Annotated in this window: 12 protein-coding genes; all 12 read left to right on the top strand. The window is 68.4% G+C overall.

The annotated features are described in order from the left end of the window. The first annotated feature begins 128 nt into the window (after window positions 1–128). A complete protein-coding gene (locus G5S38_RS07325; protein ID WP_165066610.1) occupies window positions 129–1124 on the top strand; it encodes a helix-turn-helix transcriptional regulator in 996 nt (331 codons plus the stop codon). A 51-nt stretch (window positions 1125–1175) separates the two neighbouring features. Continuing rightward, the gene (locus tag G5S38_RS07320; RefSeq protein ID WP_165066607.1) at window positions 1176–1550 is read left to right on the top strand and encodes a hypothetical protein; all 375 of its coding nucleotides are present in this window, start codon (window positions 1176–1178) and stop codon (window positions 1548–1550) included. Next, window positions 1547–2290 (top strand): META domain-containing protein, encoded by a 744-nt coding sequence (locus G5S38_RS07315; protein WP_165066604.1) that lies wholly within the window; start codon window positions 1547–1549, stop codon window positions 2288–2290. The genes G5S38_RS07320 and G5S38_RS07315 overlap by 4 nt, the downstream gene beginning before the upstream one ends. A 55-nt stretch (window positions 2291–2345) precedes the next feature. Continuing rightward, window positions 2346–2717: a hypothetical protein gene (locus G5S38_RS07310; RefSeq protein WP_165066601.1), complete on the top strand. Its 372-nt coding sequence runs from the start codon at window positions 2346–2348 to the stop codon at window positions 2715–2717. 132 nt (window positions 2718–2849) lie between these two features. Next, a complete protein-coding gene (locus tag G5S38_RS07305; protein WP_165066598.1) occupies window positions 2850–3875 on the top strand; it encodes a LacI family DNA-binding transcriptional regulator in 1026 nt (341 codons plus the stop codon). A 5-nt stretch (window positions 3876–3880) separates the two neighbouring features. After that, window positions 3881–5419: a sugar ABC transporter ATP-binding protein gene (locus G5S38_RS07300; protein ID WP_165066595.1), complete on the top strand. Its 1539-nt coding sequence runs from the start codon at window positions 3881–3883 to the stop codon at window positions 5417–5419. Window positions 5420–5571: 152 nt separating this feature from the next. Beyond that, window positions 5572–6567, top strand: coding sequence for a substrate-binding domain-containing protein (locus G5S38_RS07295; RefSeq protein WP_165066592.1), 996 nt, complete (start codon window positions 5572–5574; stop codon window positions 6565–6567). Window positions 6568–6673: 106 nt separating this feature from the next. Then, entirely contained in the window at window positions 6674–8266 is a 1593-nt protein-coding gene (locus G5S38_RS07290; protein ID WP_201276615.1) for a sugar ABC transporter ATP-binding protein, read from the top strand. Continuing rightward, complete coding sequence (locus G5S38_RS07285) at window positions 8263–9336, top strand: ABC transporter permease (protein WP_165066589.1); 1074 nt, start codon at window positions 8263–8265, stop codon at window positions 9334–9336. The genes G5S38_RS07290 and G5S38_RS07285 overlap by 4 nt, the downstream gene beginning before the upstream one ends. Next, window positions 9333–10379 (top strand): ABC transporter permease, encoded by a 1047-nt coding sequence (locus G5S38_RS07280; protein WP_165066586.1) that lies wholly within the window; start codon window positions 9333–9335, stop codon window positions 10377–10379. Before G5S38_RS07285 ends, G5S38_RS07280 begins: the two co-directional genes overlap by 4 nt. Window positions 10380–10616: 237 nt before the next feature. Further along, a complete protein-coding gene (locus G5S38_RS07275) occupies window positions 10617–14699 on the top strand; it encodes an endo-1,4-beta-xylanase (RefSeq protein WP_165066583.1) in 4083 nt (1360 codons plus the stop codon). A 134-nt stretch (window positions 14700–14833) separates the two neighbouring features. Continuing rightward, window positions 14834–15740, top strand: a 907-nt coding sequence (locus tag G5S38_RS07270) for an NtaA/DmoA family FMN-dependent monooxygenase (RefSeq protein WP_165066580.1), incomplete at its 3' end; no start/stop codon positions are given.

Raw genomic sequence — 15740 nt, 5'->3', positions numbered from 1 at the left:
AACTCGAATTGAAACCCGATATTGCAACCACGTAATGTCGTGGTTCGCGGAGGCGCGACCCGGTTAACCTCAGCCCGCGGCGCGACTCTGTACCCCGTCCGGTCTCGCCGACTGACGACATGGACCCGATGAGCTCAGTACGCGACAGAGCACCCGACGGTATCGCCTGGGTGCCCGTTCCCCTTGCCACGATCAGCCAGGTCGTCGAACAGCTCGGCCCGGTCGACGGCGAGCACGCCAGGTCGCTGCGCATGAGCGTTCGGGTGCCCGTCGCGCGAGCGCTTCGCATCGCGATCCGGCGACGCCAGCTCGGCGGCATCACCGCACTGCTCACGACCGCATCGGAGCTGCGCGTGGAGCCCGGTATCGCGCCGACGGCCGGCACCCTCTACGTGGGCTTCGTCCTGTCGGGGTCGATCACCCTGGTCCCGCCGGACGGGCCGACGGTGGTTCTCGGCGCCGGCGACGTGTGGGCGGTCTGCGACTGGAGCCGAGTCGAGATCCAGTGCGCAGACACCACGCGGGCACTGCACATCGTTCTACCGGAGTCGCGGATGTTGGCGCGCGGCGTTCGCCCCACGGCCAGGCTCATGGTGCTCGACGGCTTTCGATCGCTTCGCACCCCACTCCGCAATTTCGCGCTCTCGGTGGCCGACCCCGGCTGGGTGCCCACGGTCGTCGGCGAGCTCGTCGCCGAGCGCACGCTCGAGGACCTGCTGGTCGGGCTGTTCCTCGAGCACCAGCTGGTGAGCGACGCTGGCCGCCCCGAGGGTCGGGTCGCCCTCCGTGCGCGGGCGCTCGCCGAGACCGGCAGGAGCCACACCAATACCGCCCTCAACCCGGCGCTGCTGGCGGAGCGGTTGTCGGTGTCGCTCCGGCACCTGCAACGCGCGTTCGAGGGCAGCGGCACCACGGTGGCCCAGGCGATCTCGGCCGCCAGGCTGCGCACCGCGACGATGCTGCTCGCCGCCACCGACACCTCGCGCTACACGATGGCCGAGATCGCCCACCGCTCGGGCTTCGCATCCACGTTCGAGCTGCGGTCGGCCTTTCGAACCGAATTCGGGATGCTGCCATCCGACTATCGGGCGGGCCCCGTCAAAGCTGCGCCCGAGGAGGGCTAATCCCACGACAGTGGCCGCTGCCGCGGTGATGGCCGGTGCCATCATGCGAACATGAATATTCTCGATTTCCTGTGGAGCGCCTTCCTGGTTTTCGCCTTCGTCGCGTACCTGATGATCCTGTTTTCGATCATCGCCGACCTCTTCCGCGACCGTGCCCTGGGCGGCTTTTACAAGTCGCTGTGGATCATCTTCTTGATCGTCGTTCCCTACATCACGGCATTCGTTTACCTCATCGCCCGCGGCCGGGGAATGGCCGTGCGGCAGTACGAGGCCGCCAGCAGGCAGCACGAGGAGGCCGGCGCCTACATCCGTGAGATGGCGCAGAGCGGACCGGCCCACGAGATCGCCCAGGCCAAGTCACTGCTCGAATCGCAGGCGATCACCGCCGACGAGTTCGACAGGCTGAAGGAGAAGGCGCTGGCGTGAGGCGGCGCCTCGCCCGGGTAGTAGTCCTCGTCGTCGCCATCGCGACCTCCGTCGCGGCGCTCACCGCCTGCGCTGCGGCCCGCGACTTTCGCAGCCCCCTCTTCGTGCGGCAGTCCGGTCCGCTGGTGGGCGTCTGGACCGTCGACGAGACCTTCGCCGACACCGCGGAACAGCCGTTCGTGGCCTTCAACCAAGACCGCAGCTGGACGGCCTCCGACGGCTGCAACCGGGTGCGTGGCAAGTGGCAGCTGCGCTCAGACGGCACGTTCGTGACGACCGCGGGCCCCAGCACGCTCATGGCGTGCGACGGCGCGCAGCTGCCCCTCGCTGTCACGCTCGCCGAGCGGGTCGAGGTCGACGGTGACGTCATGCGCCTCTACGGTTCCTCCGAATCCACCGTCACCGAACTGGTGAGGAGCACCGACCCGCTCGTCGGGCCGCAGGGCTTCCCCGTCGGCTACTGGGCCGAATCCCTCACCCCCACCTCGCCCTACCTGTCGCTCAGCGCCGACCGCACCTTCACCGGCAGCGATGGATGCAACGAGCTCTTCGGTACCTGGTCGACCGGCGACGACGACGAGCTCACGGTCTTCTCCGACGTCGGCACCACGATGCGGGCGTGCGACAACGTCGACCAGTGGCTGGGCAGACTCGCGACCGCCCGGGTGATGTCGGGCGTGATGACCCTGCAGGACGCGGACGGCACGGTGATCGGCCAGCTGATGGGGGCGAGCCGGTGAACGAGCCACCCGTCGTCGTCAGATCGAGCGCAGCATCCATGTCAGGAGGTCCATCATGAGCACCACGTCACGCCGCCAGGCCACCCCGCAATCGAGGAGGAGGCCGATCATGCGCATCGTGCTGTCGGCCCTCGCGATCAGTATCGGGCTGTTCCTCATCTTCTCTCCCACAACGCCGGCCGTCGCCGACGGACTCTTCGTCGGGGCGATCGCCCTGGTGCTCGCGCTCTACGTCTGGCCGGGGGTCTCGAGCGGCACGGCCAGGCTGGTCGCGCTGGTACTCATGCTGCTCGCGGCATACGCCGTCATCCGCGGGTTCGGGCTGCTCGAACTGGCGTTCGTGCGCCAGGTGGGCGGCGTCGCTGCGATCCTCATCGGCGTCGTGCTGCTCGTGCCCTCGGTGCGGGCGATCACGCGATCGAACTGAGCACGCGGTCCGGTCACCCCGGCGGGGTGCAGCCGCGCCGCTCGCCCGCTGCACCCGCGCCGCTATGCTGAGGTCCCCGGGCGGCTCCGGATCGACCATGGCCGCCCTCCCGTTCTGAGGGCCGGAGTGGAAGTGACCGAGAACGCGCGCTCGGACAAGTCGGGCATCCGCCAGGTCGCCTCGATCGCGGGCGTCTCGCACATGACCGTCTCGCGCGTGCTCAACGGCCACCCCAACATCCGGCCGTCGACCCGCCAGCGCGTGCTCGAGGTCATCGACGAACTCGACTTCCGCCCCAACAGCGCAGCCCGCGCCCTCGCCACGCAGCGCACGCAGCGCATCGGGGTGATCGTCGAGAGCGCCGTCGAATTCGGCCCGACGAGCACCCTTCGCGCCATCGAGCTCGCGGCCCGTGACGGCGGCTACTCGGTCAGCTCGATCGCGATGCACGACGACGAGCAGTTCTCGACGCAGGACGCCGTCGGCAACCTGACCTCGCAGGGGGTCGACGCGCTATGCGTGATCGCCCCGCGCTCGTCGTCGCTGTCCGCGCTGCGCAAGATCCAGATCGACGTGCCCGTGCTCGTCGTCAAGGCCGCGAAGGACCCGTCGTTCCTCACGGTCAGCGTCGACCAGCAGTTCGGCACCACCCTCGCCGTCGACCACCTCGCAAACCTCGGCCACCGCGACATCCTGCACGTCGCCGGGCCCCTCGACTGGCTCGACGCCCGCAGCCGGGAACGCGCCTTCCACAGCCGCGCGCAGTCGTGGGGAATCCGCGAGCGCCCGGTCGTCGTCGGAGACTGGACGTCGGACTTCGGCTACGACTTCGCCCGCGGACTCGCCGACCTCCCCGAGTACACCGCGATGTTCGTCGCCAACGACGAGATGGCGCTCGGCGTGATCCACGGGCTGCACGACCGTGGCTTTCGGGTTCCGCACGACATGAGCATCGTCGGCTTCGACGACCTGCCCATGTCCAGGCACTTCCTGCCCCCGCTCACCACGGTGCGCCAGGACTTCCACGCCCTCGGCCTCAAGGCGATGGACGTGCTCCGCGCGGCGCTCGAGTCCCGGGACATCCCGCAGCGGTCGATGATCTCGACCGAGCTGGTCGTGCGAGCGTCGACCGCGCCGCCGAGGCAGGGGAGCGCATGATGCGAATGGATGCTGCGGCGCACGATCCCGTCGTGCAGATGCTCGGCATCTCCGTCGACTTCCCGGGAACCCGCGCGCTCGACGGCGTCGACCTCACCCTGTACCCCGGGGAGGTGCACGCGCTGATGGGCGAGAACGGCGCGGGCAAGTCGACCATCGTCAAGGCGCTCACCGGCGCCTACCGGGTCTCGGCGGGCGAGATCCGAATAAATGGGAGCCCGGTGAGCTTCACCGGAACCGCGGGTGCAGAGGCCGAGGGCATCGCCGCCGCCTTTCAGGAGGTCGACCTGTGCGGCAACCTCTCGATCGGGGAGAACGTCATGCTCGGCCGCGAGGTGCGCGGCCGGTGGGGCATCTCATGGGCGGCGACCCATCGTCGCGCCTCGGAGATCCTCGCCGAGCTGGGGCTCGCCGACCTCGACCCGCGCGCACCCCTCGGCGCCCTCGCGCCCGCGATCCAGCAGCTCGTCGCGATCGCCCGCGCGATGGTGGTGCACCCCAAGGTGCTCGTGCTCGACGAGCCGACCTCGAGCCTCGAACCCGTGGAGGTCGAGCGGCTCTTCCGCGTCATCCGGCGCCTGCGCGACCAGGGCGTCGCGATCCTCTTCGTCTCGCACTTCCTCGAGCAGGTCTTCGCGATCAGCGATCGGGTCACGGTGCTGCGCGACGGGCGGAGCCAGGGCGTCTACCCGACGCGCGACCTCGACCGCACCGAACTGATCTCGCTCATGATGGGCCAGGACATTGCCACGCTGCGCACGATCGGCTCGCAGCGGCGGGCGCACCGTGTCGATCCCCGCGGCGCGCCGCTGTTCCGCGCCCAGGGGGTCGGCAGGCGCGGGGAGATCGAGCCGACCGACCTCGACCTGCATCGCGGCGAGGTCGTGGGACTCGGCGGCCTGCGCGGGTCGGGACGCAGCGAACTCGCGCTGCTGGTCGCGGGCGTGATGCGGCGAGACAGCGGGTCGATGTCGGTCGCCGGCAAGCAGGTCGGGGCGGCGGGCCCTGGCGCCGGCACCCGCAGCCGGGTCGCCTTTGCGAGCGAGGACCGCAGGGACGGCGGCGTGATCGGGGAGCTCAGCCTGCAGGACAACCTCATCCTCGCCCTGCAGGCGCAGCGCGGCTGGGCGAGGCCCATCTCGCGCGACGAACGCGACGCAGTGGTGGAACACTTCATGGCCGCGTTCAACATCACCGCCCCGAGCCCCGCCACGCCGGTGCGCTACCTGTCGGGGGGCAACCAGCAGAAGGTGCTGCTCGCGCGGTGGCTCGCGACCCGGCCGCGGGTGATGGTGCTCGATGAGCCGACCAGGGGAGTCGACATGGCGTCGAAGGTCGAGATCCAGGCGCGGGTGGCCGAGATGGCGATGGAAGGGGTCGCCGTCCTGTTCATCTCCTCCGAGCTCGAAGAGGTCGTGAGGCTCTCCGACCGCATCGTAGTGCTCAAGGACCGCCGCAAGATCGGCGAGGTGAGCAACGGCCCCGGCGTCACCGTCGACACGATCATCGAGATGATCGCGGCGGACAACGAGCTCGACGACTGAGCGCAAACCCGCCCCGAAATCCCTTGCCAGCGCAAAATGTTCCCGGTAACATTCCGAGCGAACCACGCATCCGCGTGATCCTGCACATCACCTGTCGCCCGTATCGCGGGCGGCGCACCGGCACCGTTGCCGGGATCTCAAGGAGGAGATCTATGTCTGTACACAGCAGATTCGCCAAGACCGCCGCACTCGCCATGGCAGGAATGCTCACCCTGGGCCTCGCCTCCTGCGCCAGCGGAGGCGGGGACGACGCCGGGGGCGGGGGAGACGACCTGACCACGGTCGGATTCGTCGCCGTCGGGCCGGAGGGGGCCTGGCGCCAGGCCAACGAGGCCAATATCCAGGACACCTTCACCACCGACGCCGGGTTCGAACTCAAGTACGCCCCCGCCACCAACCTCGACCAGAAGTCGCAGATCGACGCGTTCACGTCGTTCGTCGACGAAGGTGTCGACGTCATCCTGCTGTCGGCGACGGAGGGCTCCGGCTGGGAGGACTCGCTCGAGCGCGCGCAGGAGGCGGAGATCCCGGTCATCCTCATCGACCGTGGCATCGAGCCCGATGACACCGACCTCTACGTCACCCGCATCGCCCCCGACAACATTTCGGTGAGCGAATCGGTAGCCGAATGGGCTCTGGAGCAGTTTCCCGACGGAGGCAACTACTTCACCCTCGAGGGCCCGGCCGGAGTCTCGGTCGTGAACGAGCGCAACGAGGGCTTCACCTCCGTCGTCGATGGCACTTCCCTCTCCTCGCTCGGCGCGCAGACCGCGAACTGGTCGACCGAGGAGGCCAAGAGCGTCTTCGAGACCGTGCTGAAGTCGAACAACAACGACGTGCAGTTCGTGTTCGCCCAGAACGACGAGATGGGACTGGGCGCGATCCAGGCTGTCGAGGAAGCCGGACTGGTGCCGGGAGTCGACGTGAAGATCGCCACCATCGACGGCACGCAGGGCGCGCTCGAAGCCCTCGCCGAGGGCAAGCTCAGCTTCGTCGCCGAGTACAACCCGCTGTTCGGTGAGACCGCGCTCGAGGTCGTCAACAGCGTTCTCGACGGTGACGAGGTCGAGTCGTACATCGTGGTGCCGAGTGAGACCTTCGATTCGCCCGAAGCGGCCAGCACTGCGCTTCCGACCCGCGAGTTCTAGGCTCGCGACAGTGTGGGCGGGTCCCGGCCGACAACTGCCGGGGCCCGCTGTCGCGTCGTTAGCGACGCAGTGAACCCGCCCTGAACACCGACGGAAAGCACGGCGCATGACCGCTCCAGTTCCCCCCGCTCCAGTTCCCATCGTCGAGATGAAGAGCATCTCGATCTCGTTTCCCGGGGTGAAAGCCCTCGACGGGGTCGACTTTCGCCTGTTCCCCGGGGAGGTGCACACCCTGATGGGCGAGAACGGTGCGGGCAAGTCGACGCTGATCAAGGCCCTCACCGGTGTCTACCGCATCGACGACGGCGAGATCCTGGTCGGCGGCCAGAGCAGGCGCCTCACCGGAACGGCCGATGCGCAGGACGCGGGGATCTCCACCGTCTACCAGGAGGTCAACCTGTGCGACAACCTCACCATCGGTGAGAACGTCATGCTCGGGCACGAGACCAGGGGCAGGTTCGGTATCAACTGGACGGCGACGCATCGTGCGGCAGTCGACGCCCTCGAGAAACTCGGCCTCGGCCACCTCAATCCCCGGCAGCCCCTCTCCACCCTCTCGCTGGCCGTGCAGCAGCTCGTCGCGATCAGCAGGGCGATGGTCGCGAAGTCGACGGTGCTCATCCTCGACGAACCGACATCCAGCCTCGACGCGAACGAGGTCGAGGGCCTGTTCGCCGTCATCCGTCGACTGCGTGACCAGGGCGTGGCCATCCTCTTCGTCTCGCACTTCCTCGACCAGGTGTACGCCATCAGCGACCGCATGACCGTGCTGCGCAACGGCCAGTACCAGGGTGAATACCTCACCAGGGAGCTGCCGCGCGCGGCCCTGATCGCCACGATGATCGGTAAGGAGGTGGCGTCGCTCGCGTCGCTGGACTCCGAGCGCGCCGAGCGTGATCACCTGCACACCGACGAGCCGATCCTCCGGGCCGAGGGACTCGGCCGCAAGGGCTCGATCGACCCGACAGACCTCGAACTGCACCGCGGAGAGGTCGTGGGCTTCGCCGGCCTACTCGGCTCCGGACGCACCGAGCTCGCCCGCCTGCTGTACGGCGCCGACAAAGCCGACGAGGGGCAGGTGTACTTTCGCGGCAAGAAGGTTGATATCTCGACTCCCACCCGCGGCCTCGCCCACAAGATCGCGTTCTCGAGCGAGAACCGTCGCGACGAGGGCATCGTGCGCGACCTCAGCGTTCGCGAGAACCTCGTGCTGGCGGTGCAGGCCAAGCGCGGGTGGGCGCGGCCGCTCTCGAAGCGGGACAAGGATGCGATCGTGACCAAGTACCTCGCCGAGCTCAACGTCAGGCCGGCCGACCCCGACCGGCCCATCCGCAACCTCTCCGGTGGCAACCAGCAGAAGGTGCTGCTCGGCCGCTGGCTCGCGACCAAGCCCGAGCTTCTCATCCTCGACGAACCGACCCGCGGTATCGACGTCGGCGCGAAGGCGGAGATCCAGGAGCAGGTCGCGGCGCTCGCCGACGACGGTGTCGCCGTGGTCTTCATCTCGTCGGAGCTCGAAGAAGTGGTGCGGCTCAGCGACCGCATCGTCGTGCTCAAGGACCACCGCAAGATCGCCGAGATCATCAACGGGCCGGGCGTGACAGCAGACCTGATCGTCAACACAATTGCAGAAGAGGGGGTGCCGGCGGGAGCCGACGCCGCCTGGAGCACCCCCGCAGACAGAGAGGTCAGCGAATGACAGAGACACAGTCCGCGCCGGCCAGGACGGCCGCGCGGCTGCTGCGGACCCCGTACTTCTGGGGCATCGTCGCCATCGCGCTGCTCCTGCTGGTCAACGTGCTCCGCGACCCCGGGTACCTCGCCATCACGGTGAACCCGGCCAACGGCAACCTGGTGGGCAACCTCGTCGACATCCTTCGGGCAGCGGCCCCCATCCTGATGATCGCCGTCGGCATGTGCCTGGTCATCGCCACCGGGGGCATCGACCTCTCGGTCGGGTCGATCATGGTGGTCTCGGGCGCTGTCGCCATGGAGTTCCTCAACGCCGCGGCGGCACCCGACTCCGTGCTCGCGGCCCTCGCCGCCTTCCTGCTCGCGGTCGCCTTCGGCGCCATCCTCGGTGCCGTCAACGGCATCCTCGTCTCGGTCGTCGGGCTGCAGCCGTTCATCAGCACGCTCGTCATCCTGCTCGCCGGTCGAGGCCTCGCGAAGGTCATCACCGAGGGCCAGAACACGGCAGCCAGCAACGAGCCATTCCGGTGGATCGCGAACGGCTACCTGGTCGGGCTGCCCGTCGTGCTGCTCTTCGCCGTGCTCATCGTGATCGCGGTCGGCCTCCTCGTGCGGCGCAGTGCCCTCGGGCTGATGATCGAGGCGATCGGCATGGATCCGAAGGCCGCCCGGCTCGCGGGTATCAAGCGTCGAAGCCTCCTCATGACGGTGTACATCGCCAGCGGCATCCTGGCCGGAATCGCGGGCGTGTTCGCCACCGCCAGCGTCATGACGGTCGACGTGTCACGCACCGGGTACCAGCTCGAACTCGACGCCATCCTCGCCGTCGTGATCGGCGGCACGTCGCTAGCGGGGGGCAAGTTCAACCTCGGCGGCACCGTCGTCGGCGCGCTGCTGATCGCGACGCTCGACAAGACGGTCGTCTTTCTCGGCATCTCGTCGTCGGCGACCCCCGCCTTCAAGGCGATCGTCATCGTCGTGCTTTGCCTGCTGCAGTCCGAACGCGTGCGCCAGCTGTTCCGCCAGCGGCGCGCACCAGGAACCTTCGTCCCCAGCAAAGAAACGATCCCCGCATGAGCACCGTGACCTCGTTCGACAACCGGCCGACGTCGGTCGAGCCGAAGCGTGAGGGTGGCCCCGCCCGGTGGCTGAAGGCACACCTCGGCTTACTGCCCACCTTCGCGGCGCTGCTCATTTTCCTCGCGATGATCGTCTACGGCGAGATCGCCTATGGGCGCATCCTGCAGGCGAGCACCGTCTCGAACCTGCTCATCAACAACGCGCACCTGGTGATCCTCGCCGTCGGACTCACCTTCGTGATCCTCACCGGCGGGATCGACCTCTCGGTCGGGGCGGTGATCGCGTTCTCCAGTGTGGCGGGGGTGCTGCTCACCAACGCCGGCTGGAACCCGTGGTTCGTCATCGTGCTGATGGTGCTGATCGGTTCGCTGTTCGGGCTCATTTCCGGGGTACTCATCCAGTTCTTCGACGTGCAGCCATTCATTGCGACGCTCGCCATGATGTTCCTCGCGAGAGGCCTCGCGTCGATGCTCAGCACCACGCCGGAGCGGCTGGCCGACGAGTCGCCGATGCGCGGCCTGGCCACCCAGTTCAAGCTGGTCGACGGTCCGCGGGTCAACGACCTGGTCATCACCCCCGGCGTGATCATCGCGGTCGTCGTCGTGCTCGTCGCCGTCTTTTTGCTGCACCGCACCCGGTTCGGGCGCACGGTCTACGCCATCGGGGGATCCGAGCAGTCGTCGACGCTCATGGGCCTGCCGGTCGTCTCGACCAAGCTGTGGGTATACGTGATCAGCGGCACCCTGGCCGGTGTGGCGGCCGTCGTCTACACGGCACGACTCGGCAGCGCGCAGAACATCACCGGCATCGGCTGGGAACTCGACGCCATCGCCGCGACCGTGATCGGTGGAACCCTGCTCATGGGAGGAGCCGGCTTCGTGCTGGGGTCGGTGGTGGGCGCCCTGGTGCTGGGACTCATGAACGTGCTCATCACGAGGGATGGCGGCATCCGTCCCGAGACGACGACGATCATCACCGGCGGCATCCTGCTGGTGTTCGTGCTGCTGCAGCGCGCGGTCGCCTCGAGGCGTCGGGAATAGCCGCGACAGAAGGGGCCGCAACGCGAGGGGCGGCTACTCGGCAGCAACTCGAGTGGACCCTGTCAACCCGTTCGCATTCGTCGAAACATATTCGGGGTACATTTTCGGGAAACGGGGGGTTGTTTTTGTTGCTTTGGGCAACCTATGGTGGGCGGGTCCTCAAAGCAAGCGCAAAGGAGCGCCGTGAAACGTCGTACCCCACTCGAAACTTTCGGAGCCGGCTTATTGTCCGGTGTCATGGTCTTGGCAGGGATCGGCGTCGCCGTTCCCGCCGCGGCCGCGGAACCGGAAGTCATCCTGTCCAGCAACTTCGACGACGAGACACTGGGAGGCTGGCAGCAGAGCGGCAACCCCACGCTGTCCTACGTCGACGTCGACGGTGACACCGCGCTGCGGGTCTCCGACCGCACCACCGACTTCGACGGGATCCAGAGTGCTCCAGGAGCCCTCTCCCTCGCACCAGGTAGCGAATACACCTTCTCGATGCGCGCCAGGCTCGCTGAGGGAACGGCGGGATCGGCGAGCATGCGCTTCGTCGTCAAGCCCGCCTACACGTGGGCGGGCAACGCCACCATCACGGCGGATGCCTGGACCGACGTCGAAGGAACCTTCACCGTTCCCGCGAACGCCGACACCACCGCCCTGCAGGTCTACCTCGGGTCAGCGTTCGTCGCCCCGGCTGACCCGGCGACGCCGTTCGACTACCTCGTCGACGACGTCGTCATCTCCGGCGTTCCCGCCGACACCACGACTCCGACACCGGGCCTGCCCGCGGGCTTCGTGCCCGGCGGCGCCGTCAACCCGACGGTCGCCCCGGTCGCGGCAGCGCAGGGCACCGGCAACGTCTCGGCACTGACCTTCGACGACGGACCGAACGGCGCCACCACCGGTGCGCTGCTCGACTACCTCGGCGAGAACGACATCTCGGCGACCTTCTGCGTCATCGGCCAGAACGTCACGGCTCCCGGGGGAGCCGCGCTGCTGAACCGCATGGTCGACGAGGGCCACACGATCTGCAACCACTCGACCGACTACGAGGACATGGGAAGCCTCACGCCGGCCGAGGTGCAGGAGAAGCTCGTCGCCAACCTCGCGATCATCCGCACCGCGCTCGGTGACCCGAACGCCCAGGTTCCGTTCTTCCGTGCACCGAACGGCAGCTGGGGACAGACCCCCGCCGTCGCCGTCGCGCTCGGAATGCAGCCCCTCGCCGTCACCAACACCATCGGTGACTGGGCGGAGCAGGACGTCGACATCCTCACTGCCAGCCTCCGCACGGCCATGAAGCCCGGCGAGGTCGTGCTCACGCACGATGGCGGCGGCGACCGCAGCGGAACGCTCCAGGCCGTCACCACGGTGGTCTCCGAGCGTCTCGCCGATGGCTGGACCTTCACCCTGCCCGTCGGAGCCCTCGACGCCCCGACCGACCCGACCGACCCGACCGTGCCCGCACCGGGCGCGACGGTCTTCGACTTCGAAGACGGCCTGCAGGGCTGGGTGGCTCGCGCCGACGCGCAGGGCGACCCGGTCGCCGGCGTCACCACCGCCGAATCGCACACTGGTGCGCAGGCCGCGATCGTGACCGAGCGCAAGTCGCAGGGGAGCGGGCTCGCCCGCGACATGAGCGACATCCTGACCCCCGGCACGAGCTACACGCTCACCGCCTGGGTGAAGTTCGCGACCGGCCAGCCCACGGACGCCGTGTGGCTCAGCGCCGCACGCACCAACGAGGGCACCACGGTCTACGAGACGGTCAGCCAGTTCGCCGGGATCACCAACACCGGCTGGACCGAGGTCTCCGCGACCTTCCAGGCGGCAGACTTCGACGCCATCCAGCTGTACTTCGAGACGAACTACAACGGCACCAACACCTCCGACCTGCTGATCGACGACGTCACCGTGACGGCACAGACGGCCGGCGAGGTGCAGGACATCACGCCTATCAAGGACACCGTCGACTTTCCGGTCGGCGTCGCCATCGACAGCCGTGAGACCGGCGGCACCGCGGCCGAGCTGACCACCCGTCACTTCGGGCAGCTCACGTCGGAGAACTACATGAAGCCTGAGGCCTGGTACGCGGCGGACCGCACGTTCCGCCCGAACCCCGAGGTCGGCGCGCTCATGACGTTCGCCCAGGAGAACGACCTCGACGTCTACGGCCACACCCTCGTCTGGCACAGCCAGACACCGGCGTGGTTCTTCGACGACGAGGCGGGAGTCGACCTCACCACCAGCGAGGCCGACAAGGCGATCCTGCGGGAGCGCATGCGCACCCACATCTTCGCCGTCGCCGAGTCGCTGAGCAGCTACGGAGAGTTCGGCAGCGAGACCAACCCCCTCACGGCGTTCGACGTCGTGAACGAGGTCGTCTCCGACAGCGGCGAGTTCGACGACGGACTGCGCCGCAGCGAGTGGTATCGCATCCTGGGTGAAGAGTTCATCGACCTCTCCTTCCAGTACGCCGACGAGGCGTTCAACGAGGAGTACGCCGCCGCAGGCAGCGACCGCCCCGTGACGCTGTTCATCAACGACTACAACACCGAGCAGGACGGCAAGCAGGGTCGCTACCTGGCCCTGATCGAACGGATGCTGCAGCGCGGCGTTCCCATCGACGGCGTCGGCCACCAGTTCCACGTGAGCCTCGCGACCCCGGTCGCGGCGCTCGAAGCCGCCATCGATCGCTTCACGCCGCTCGGCCTGACGCAGGCGGTCACGGAACTCGACGTCACCACCGGCGTGCCGGAGACCGAGGCCAACTTCATCGAGCAGGGCTACTACTACCGCGACGCTTTCCGCATCTTCAGGGAGAACGCCGACCAGCTGTTCTCGGTGACCCTCTGGGGCCTCACCGACGGACGTAGCTGGCGTGCAGCCAACGGTGGACCGCTGGCCTTCGACGACGCCTACCAGGCGAAGCCCGCCTACTACGGCATCGTCGACAGCGCCGAGCTGCCCACCCGGCTGCGCACCGCGAACGTGTTCGCCGGCGACGTCGAACTCGACGACGAGGCCACCTCGGCCCGCGACTGGGAGCGGCTGCCGCTCAACCTGATCGAGGACACCGCCGGGTTCCAGCTGCGCTGGGCACCGGACCACCTCACCGCATACGTCTCGGTCGACGACGCGACAGTGGATGCCACCGACGCCGTGCAGTTCGACTACGCGGGTGAGACCGTCACGATCAACCGCGATGGCAGCGGTGACGTCGATGCGGTCGCGACCGAAGGCGACGGGGGGTACACCGTGGTGGCGCACCTGCCATTCACCACCCCGCAGGCCGAGGGCAACACCGTACAGTTCGACGCCCGCGTGATCGACGGCGCCACGACCATCGGGTGGAACAGTGCCGGTGCACTGGGTACCGTCACCCTGATCGAGGAGCTGTCGTTCGTCGAGGTCGGCGAGGCCGAAGCCGCACCGACCGTCGATGCCGAGGTCGACGCCGCGTGGGCGAACGCCCAGACGGTGACGACGTCGAAGCAGGTCGACGGCACCGACACCGCGCAGGCCGAGGTGCGCACGCTGTGGAACGGTTCGACGCTCTACGTGCTCGCCGAGGTGTTCGACGACGTCGTCGACGTGTCGGGATCCGACCCCTGGATCCAGGACTCGGTCGAGATCTTCGTCGACGCCGGAAACTACAAGAACGGCTCGTACCGCTACGACGACACGCAGATCCGCATCAGTGCGGCGAACGTGGTATCGGTCGGAACCGGTGACGAGGCGTTCCAGGTGAACCGGGTGACCAGCGCGACGACCGCTGTCGATGGCGGCTACATCGTCGAGGCATCGATCAGCCTGCTCGAAGAAGGCGGCGTGGGAACCTTCCACGGCCTCGACTTCCAGGTGAACGACGCCACGGCCAGTGCACGCGTCGGCATCACGAGCTGGGCCGACCCGTCGGGCACCGGATACCAGTCCACCGCCCGCTGGGGCGTCGGCGAACTGGTTGCTGGCTCCGCCGTGGTCGTTCCCGACCCCGGAACCGACCCAGGCACCGACCCCGGAACGGACCCGGGCACCACGCCGGGCACCGGTAACGGCGGAACGGGCGCCGGCAACGGCTCCGGCTCCGGCGGCACGGGCAGCGGCAACGGCGGCACGGGCTCCGGCAACGGCGGCACGGGCAGCGGCGCCGGCGCGGGAACGGGCTCCGGCAACGGATCGGGTTCAGGCTCCGGCACCGCGGGCGGCTCGTCGACCGGGGGCCTCGCGCTCACCGGAACCGACGCGCTCGCCATGGGCGTGCTGGCCATGATGCTGCTCGGCCTGGGAGTGATCCTGGTCGCGCGTCGCCGCAGCGCCGACAACGCGGGCTAGGCACCACAGCACGATGACGACGGCTGCCGTCGGCCCGGGAAGACCGGGTCGGCGGCAGCCGTCGTTCGACGCCGCGGTGAGCCGGGCACCGCGCCGATTGTTCAGCCGCAGCATCCACCACAGAAGATGAGTACATGACAACCGCAGCAGCCAGCCCTGGGCCCAGAAGCACCGAGCCGAAGCAGCTCATCGTCAACCTGTTCGAGATGAACACCGTCAGCCACATCACGCACGGCCTGTGGCGGCTGCCCGACAACAACCGGCACCGCTTCACCGACATCGAGTACTGGACCGAGCTCGCGCAGCTGCTCGAATCGGGCGGCATCGACGGCGTCTTCCTCGCCGACGTCGTCGGCGCGTACGACACCTTTCGCGGCGGCCTCGACACCGCCCTCGAGCAGGGACTGCAGCTGCCGAGCAACGACCCGCTGCTGGTGATCCCCGCGATGGCCGCGGTCACGAAGGGCCTCGGCTTCGGGGTCACCTTCTCGACCACCTACGAGCCGCCGTTCTCGTTCGCCCGCCGCATGAGCACCCTCGACCACCTCACCAAGGGCCGGGTCGGCTGGAACATCGTCACCTCCTACCTGCCCAACGCCGCCCGCAACTTCGGCCTCGACGGCGAAATCGACCACGACCGCCGCTACGCCCTCGCCGACGAATACCTCGACGTGGTCTACAAGCTGTGGGAGGGGTCGTGGGACGACGACGCCGTGATTCGGGATGCCGCGGCCGGCGTCTACACCGACCCGACCAAGGTGCGCTACATCAACCACGTCGGCTCGAACTTCAGGGTGGCGGGCCCGCACCTCAGCCAGCCGTCACCGCAGCGCACCCCCGTGCTGTACCAGGCCACCGGGTCGCCGGCCGGCATCGAGTTCGCCGGCCGGCACGCCGAGATCGTGTTCACCGGCGGGCGCACCGCAGACGACTACCGCCGCAACGCCCAGCAGATGCGCGACGCCGCCGTGCGGCACGGGCGGCGGGCCGACGACGTGCGGGTCATCGTGCAGGCCGGGGTCGTGGGGGGGCGCACCGCGG

This window comes from Marisediminicola senii, assembly GCF_011057645.1.
GTDB lineage: Bacteria > Actinomycetota > Actinomycetes > Actinomycetales > Microbacteriaceae > Marisediminicola > Marisediminicola senii.
The sequence above is the reverse complement of the archived record's forward strand: the minus strand, read 5'-3'. Positions and strand labels throughout refer to the sequence as shown.

Bases quoted from the DNA above. Each gene is read 5' to 3' on its own strand.
- G5S38_RS07325 (WP_165066610.1), top strand. From the start codon at position 129: ATGAGCTCAGTACGCGACAGAGCACCCGACGGTATCGCCTGGGTGCCC.
- G5S38_RS07320 (WP_165066607.1), top strand. From the start codon at position 1,176: ATGAATATTCTCGATTTCCTGTGGAGCGCCTTCCTGGTTTTCGCCTTC.
- G5S38_RS07310 (WP_165066601.1), top strand. From the start codon at position 2,346: ATGAGCACCACGTCACGCCGCCAGGCCACCCCGCAATCGAGGAGGAGG.
- G5S38_RS07300 (WP_165066595.1), top strand. From the start codon at position 3,881: ATGGATGCTGCGGCGCACGATCCCGTCGTGCAGATGCTCGGCATCTCC.
- G5S38_RS07295 (WP_165066592.1), top strand. From the start codon at position 5,572: ATGTCTGTACACAGCAGATTCGCCAAGACCGCCGCACTCGCCATGGCA.
- G5S38_RS07290 (WP_201276615.1), top strand. From the start codon at position 6,674: ATGACCGCTCCAGTTCCCCCCGCTCCAGTTCCCATCGTCGAGATGAAG.
- G5S38_RS07285 (WP_165066589.1), top strand. From the start codon at position 8,263: ATGACAGAGACACAGTCCGCGCCGGCCAGGACGGCCGCGCGGCTGCTG.
- G5S38_RS07280 (WP_165066586.1), top strand. From the start codon at position 9,333: ATGAGCACCGTGACCTCGTTCGACAACCGGCCGACGTCGGTCGAGCCG.
- G5S38_RS07275 (WP_165066583.1), top strand. From the start codon at position 10,617: ATGGTCTTGGCAGGGATCGGCGTCGCCGTTCCCGCCGCGGCCGCGGAA.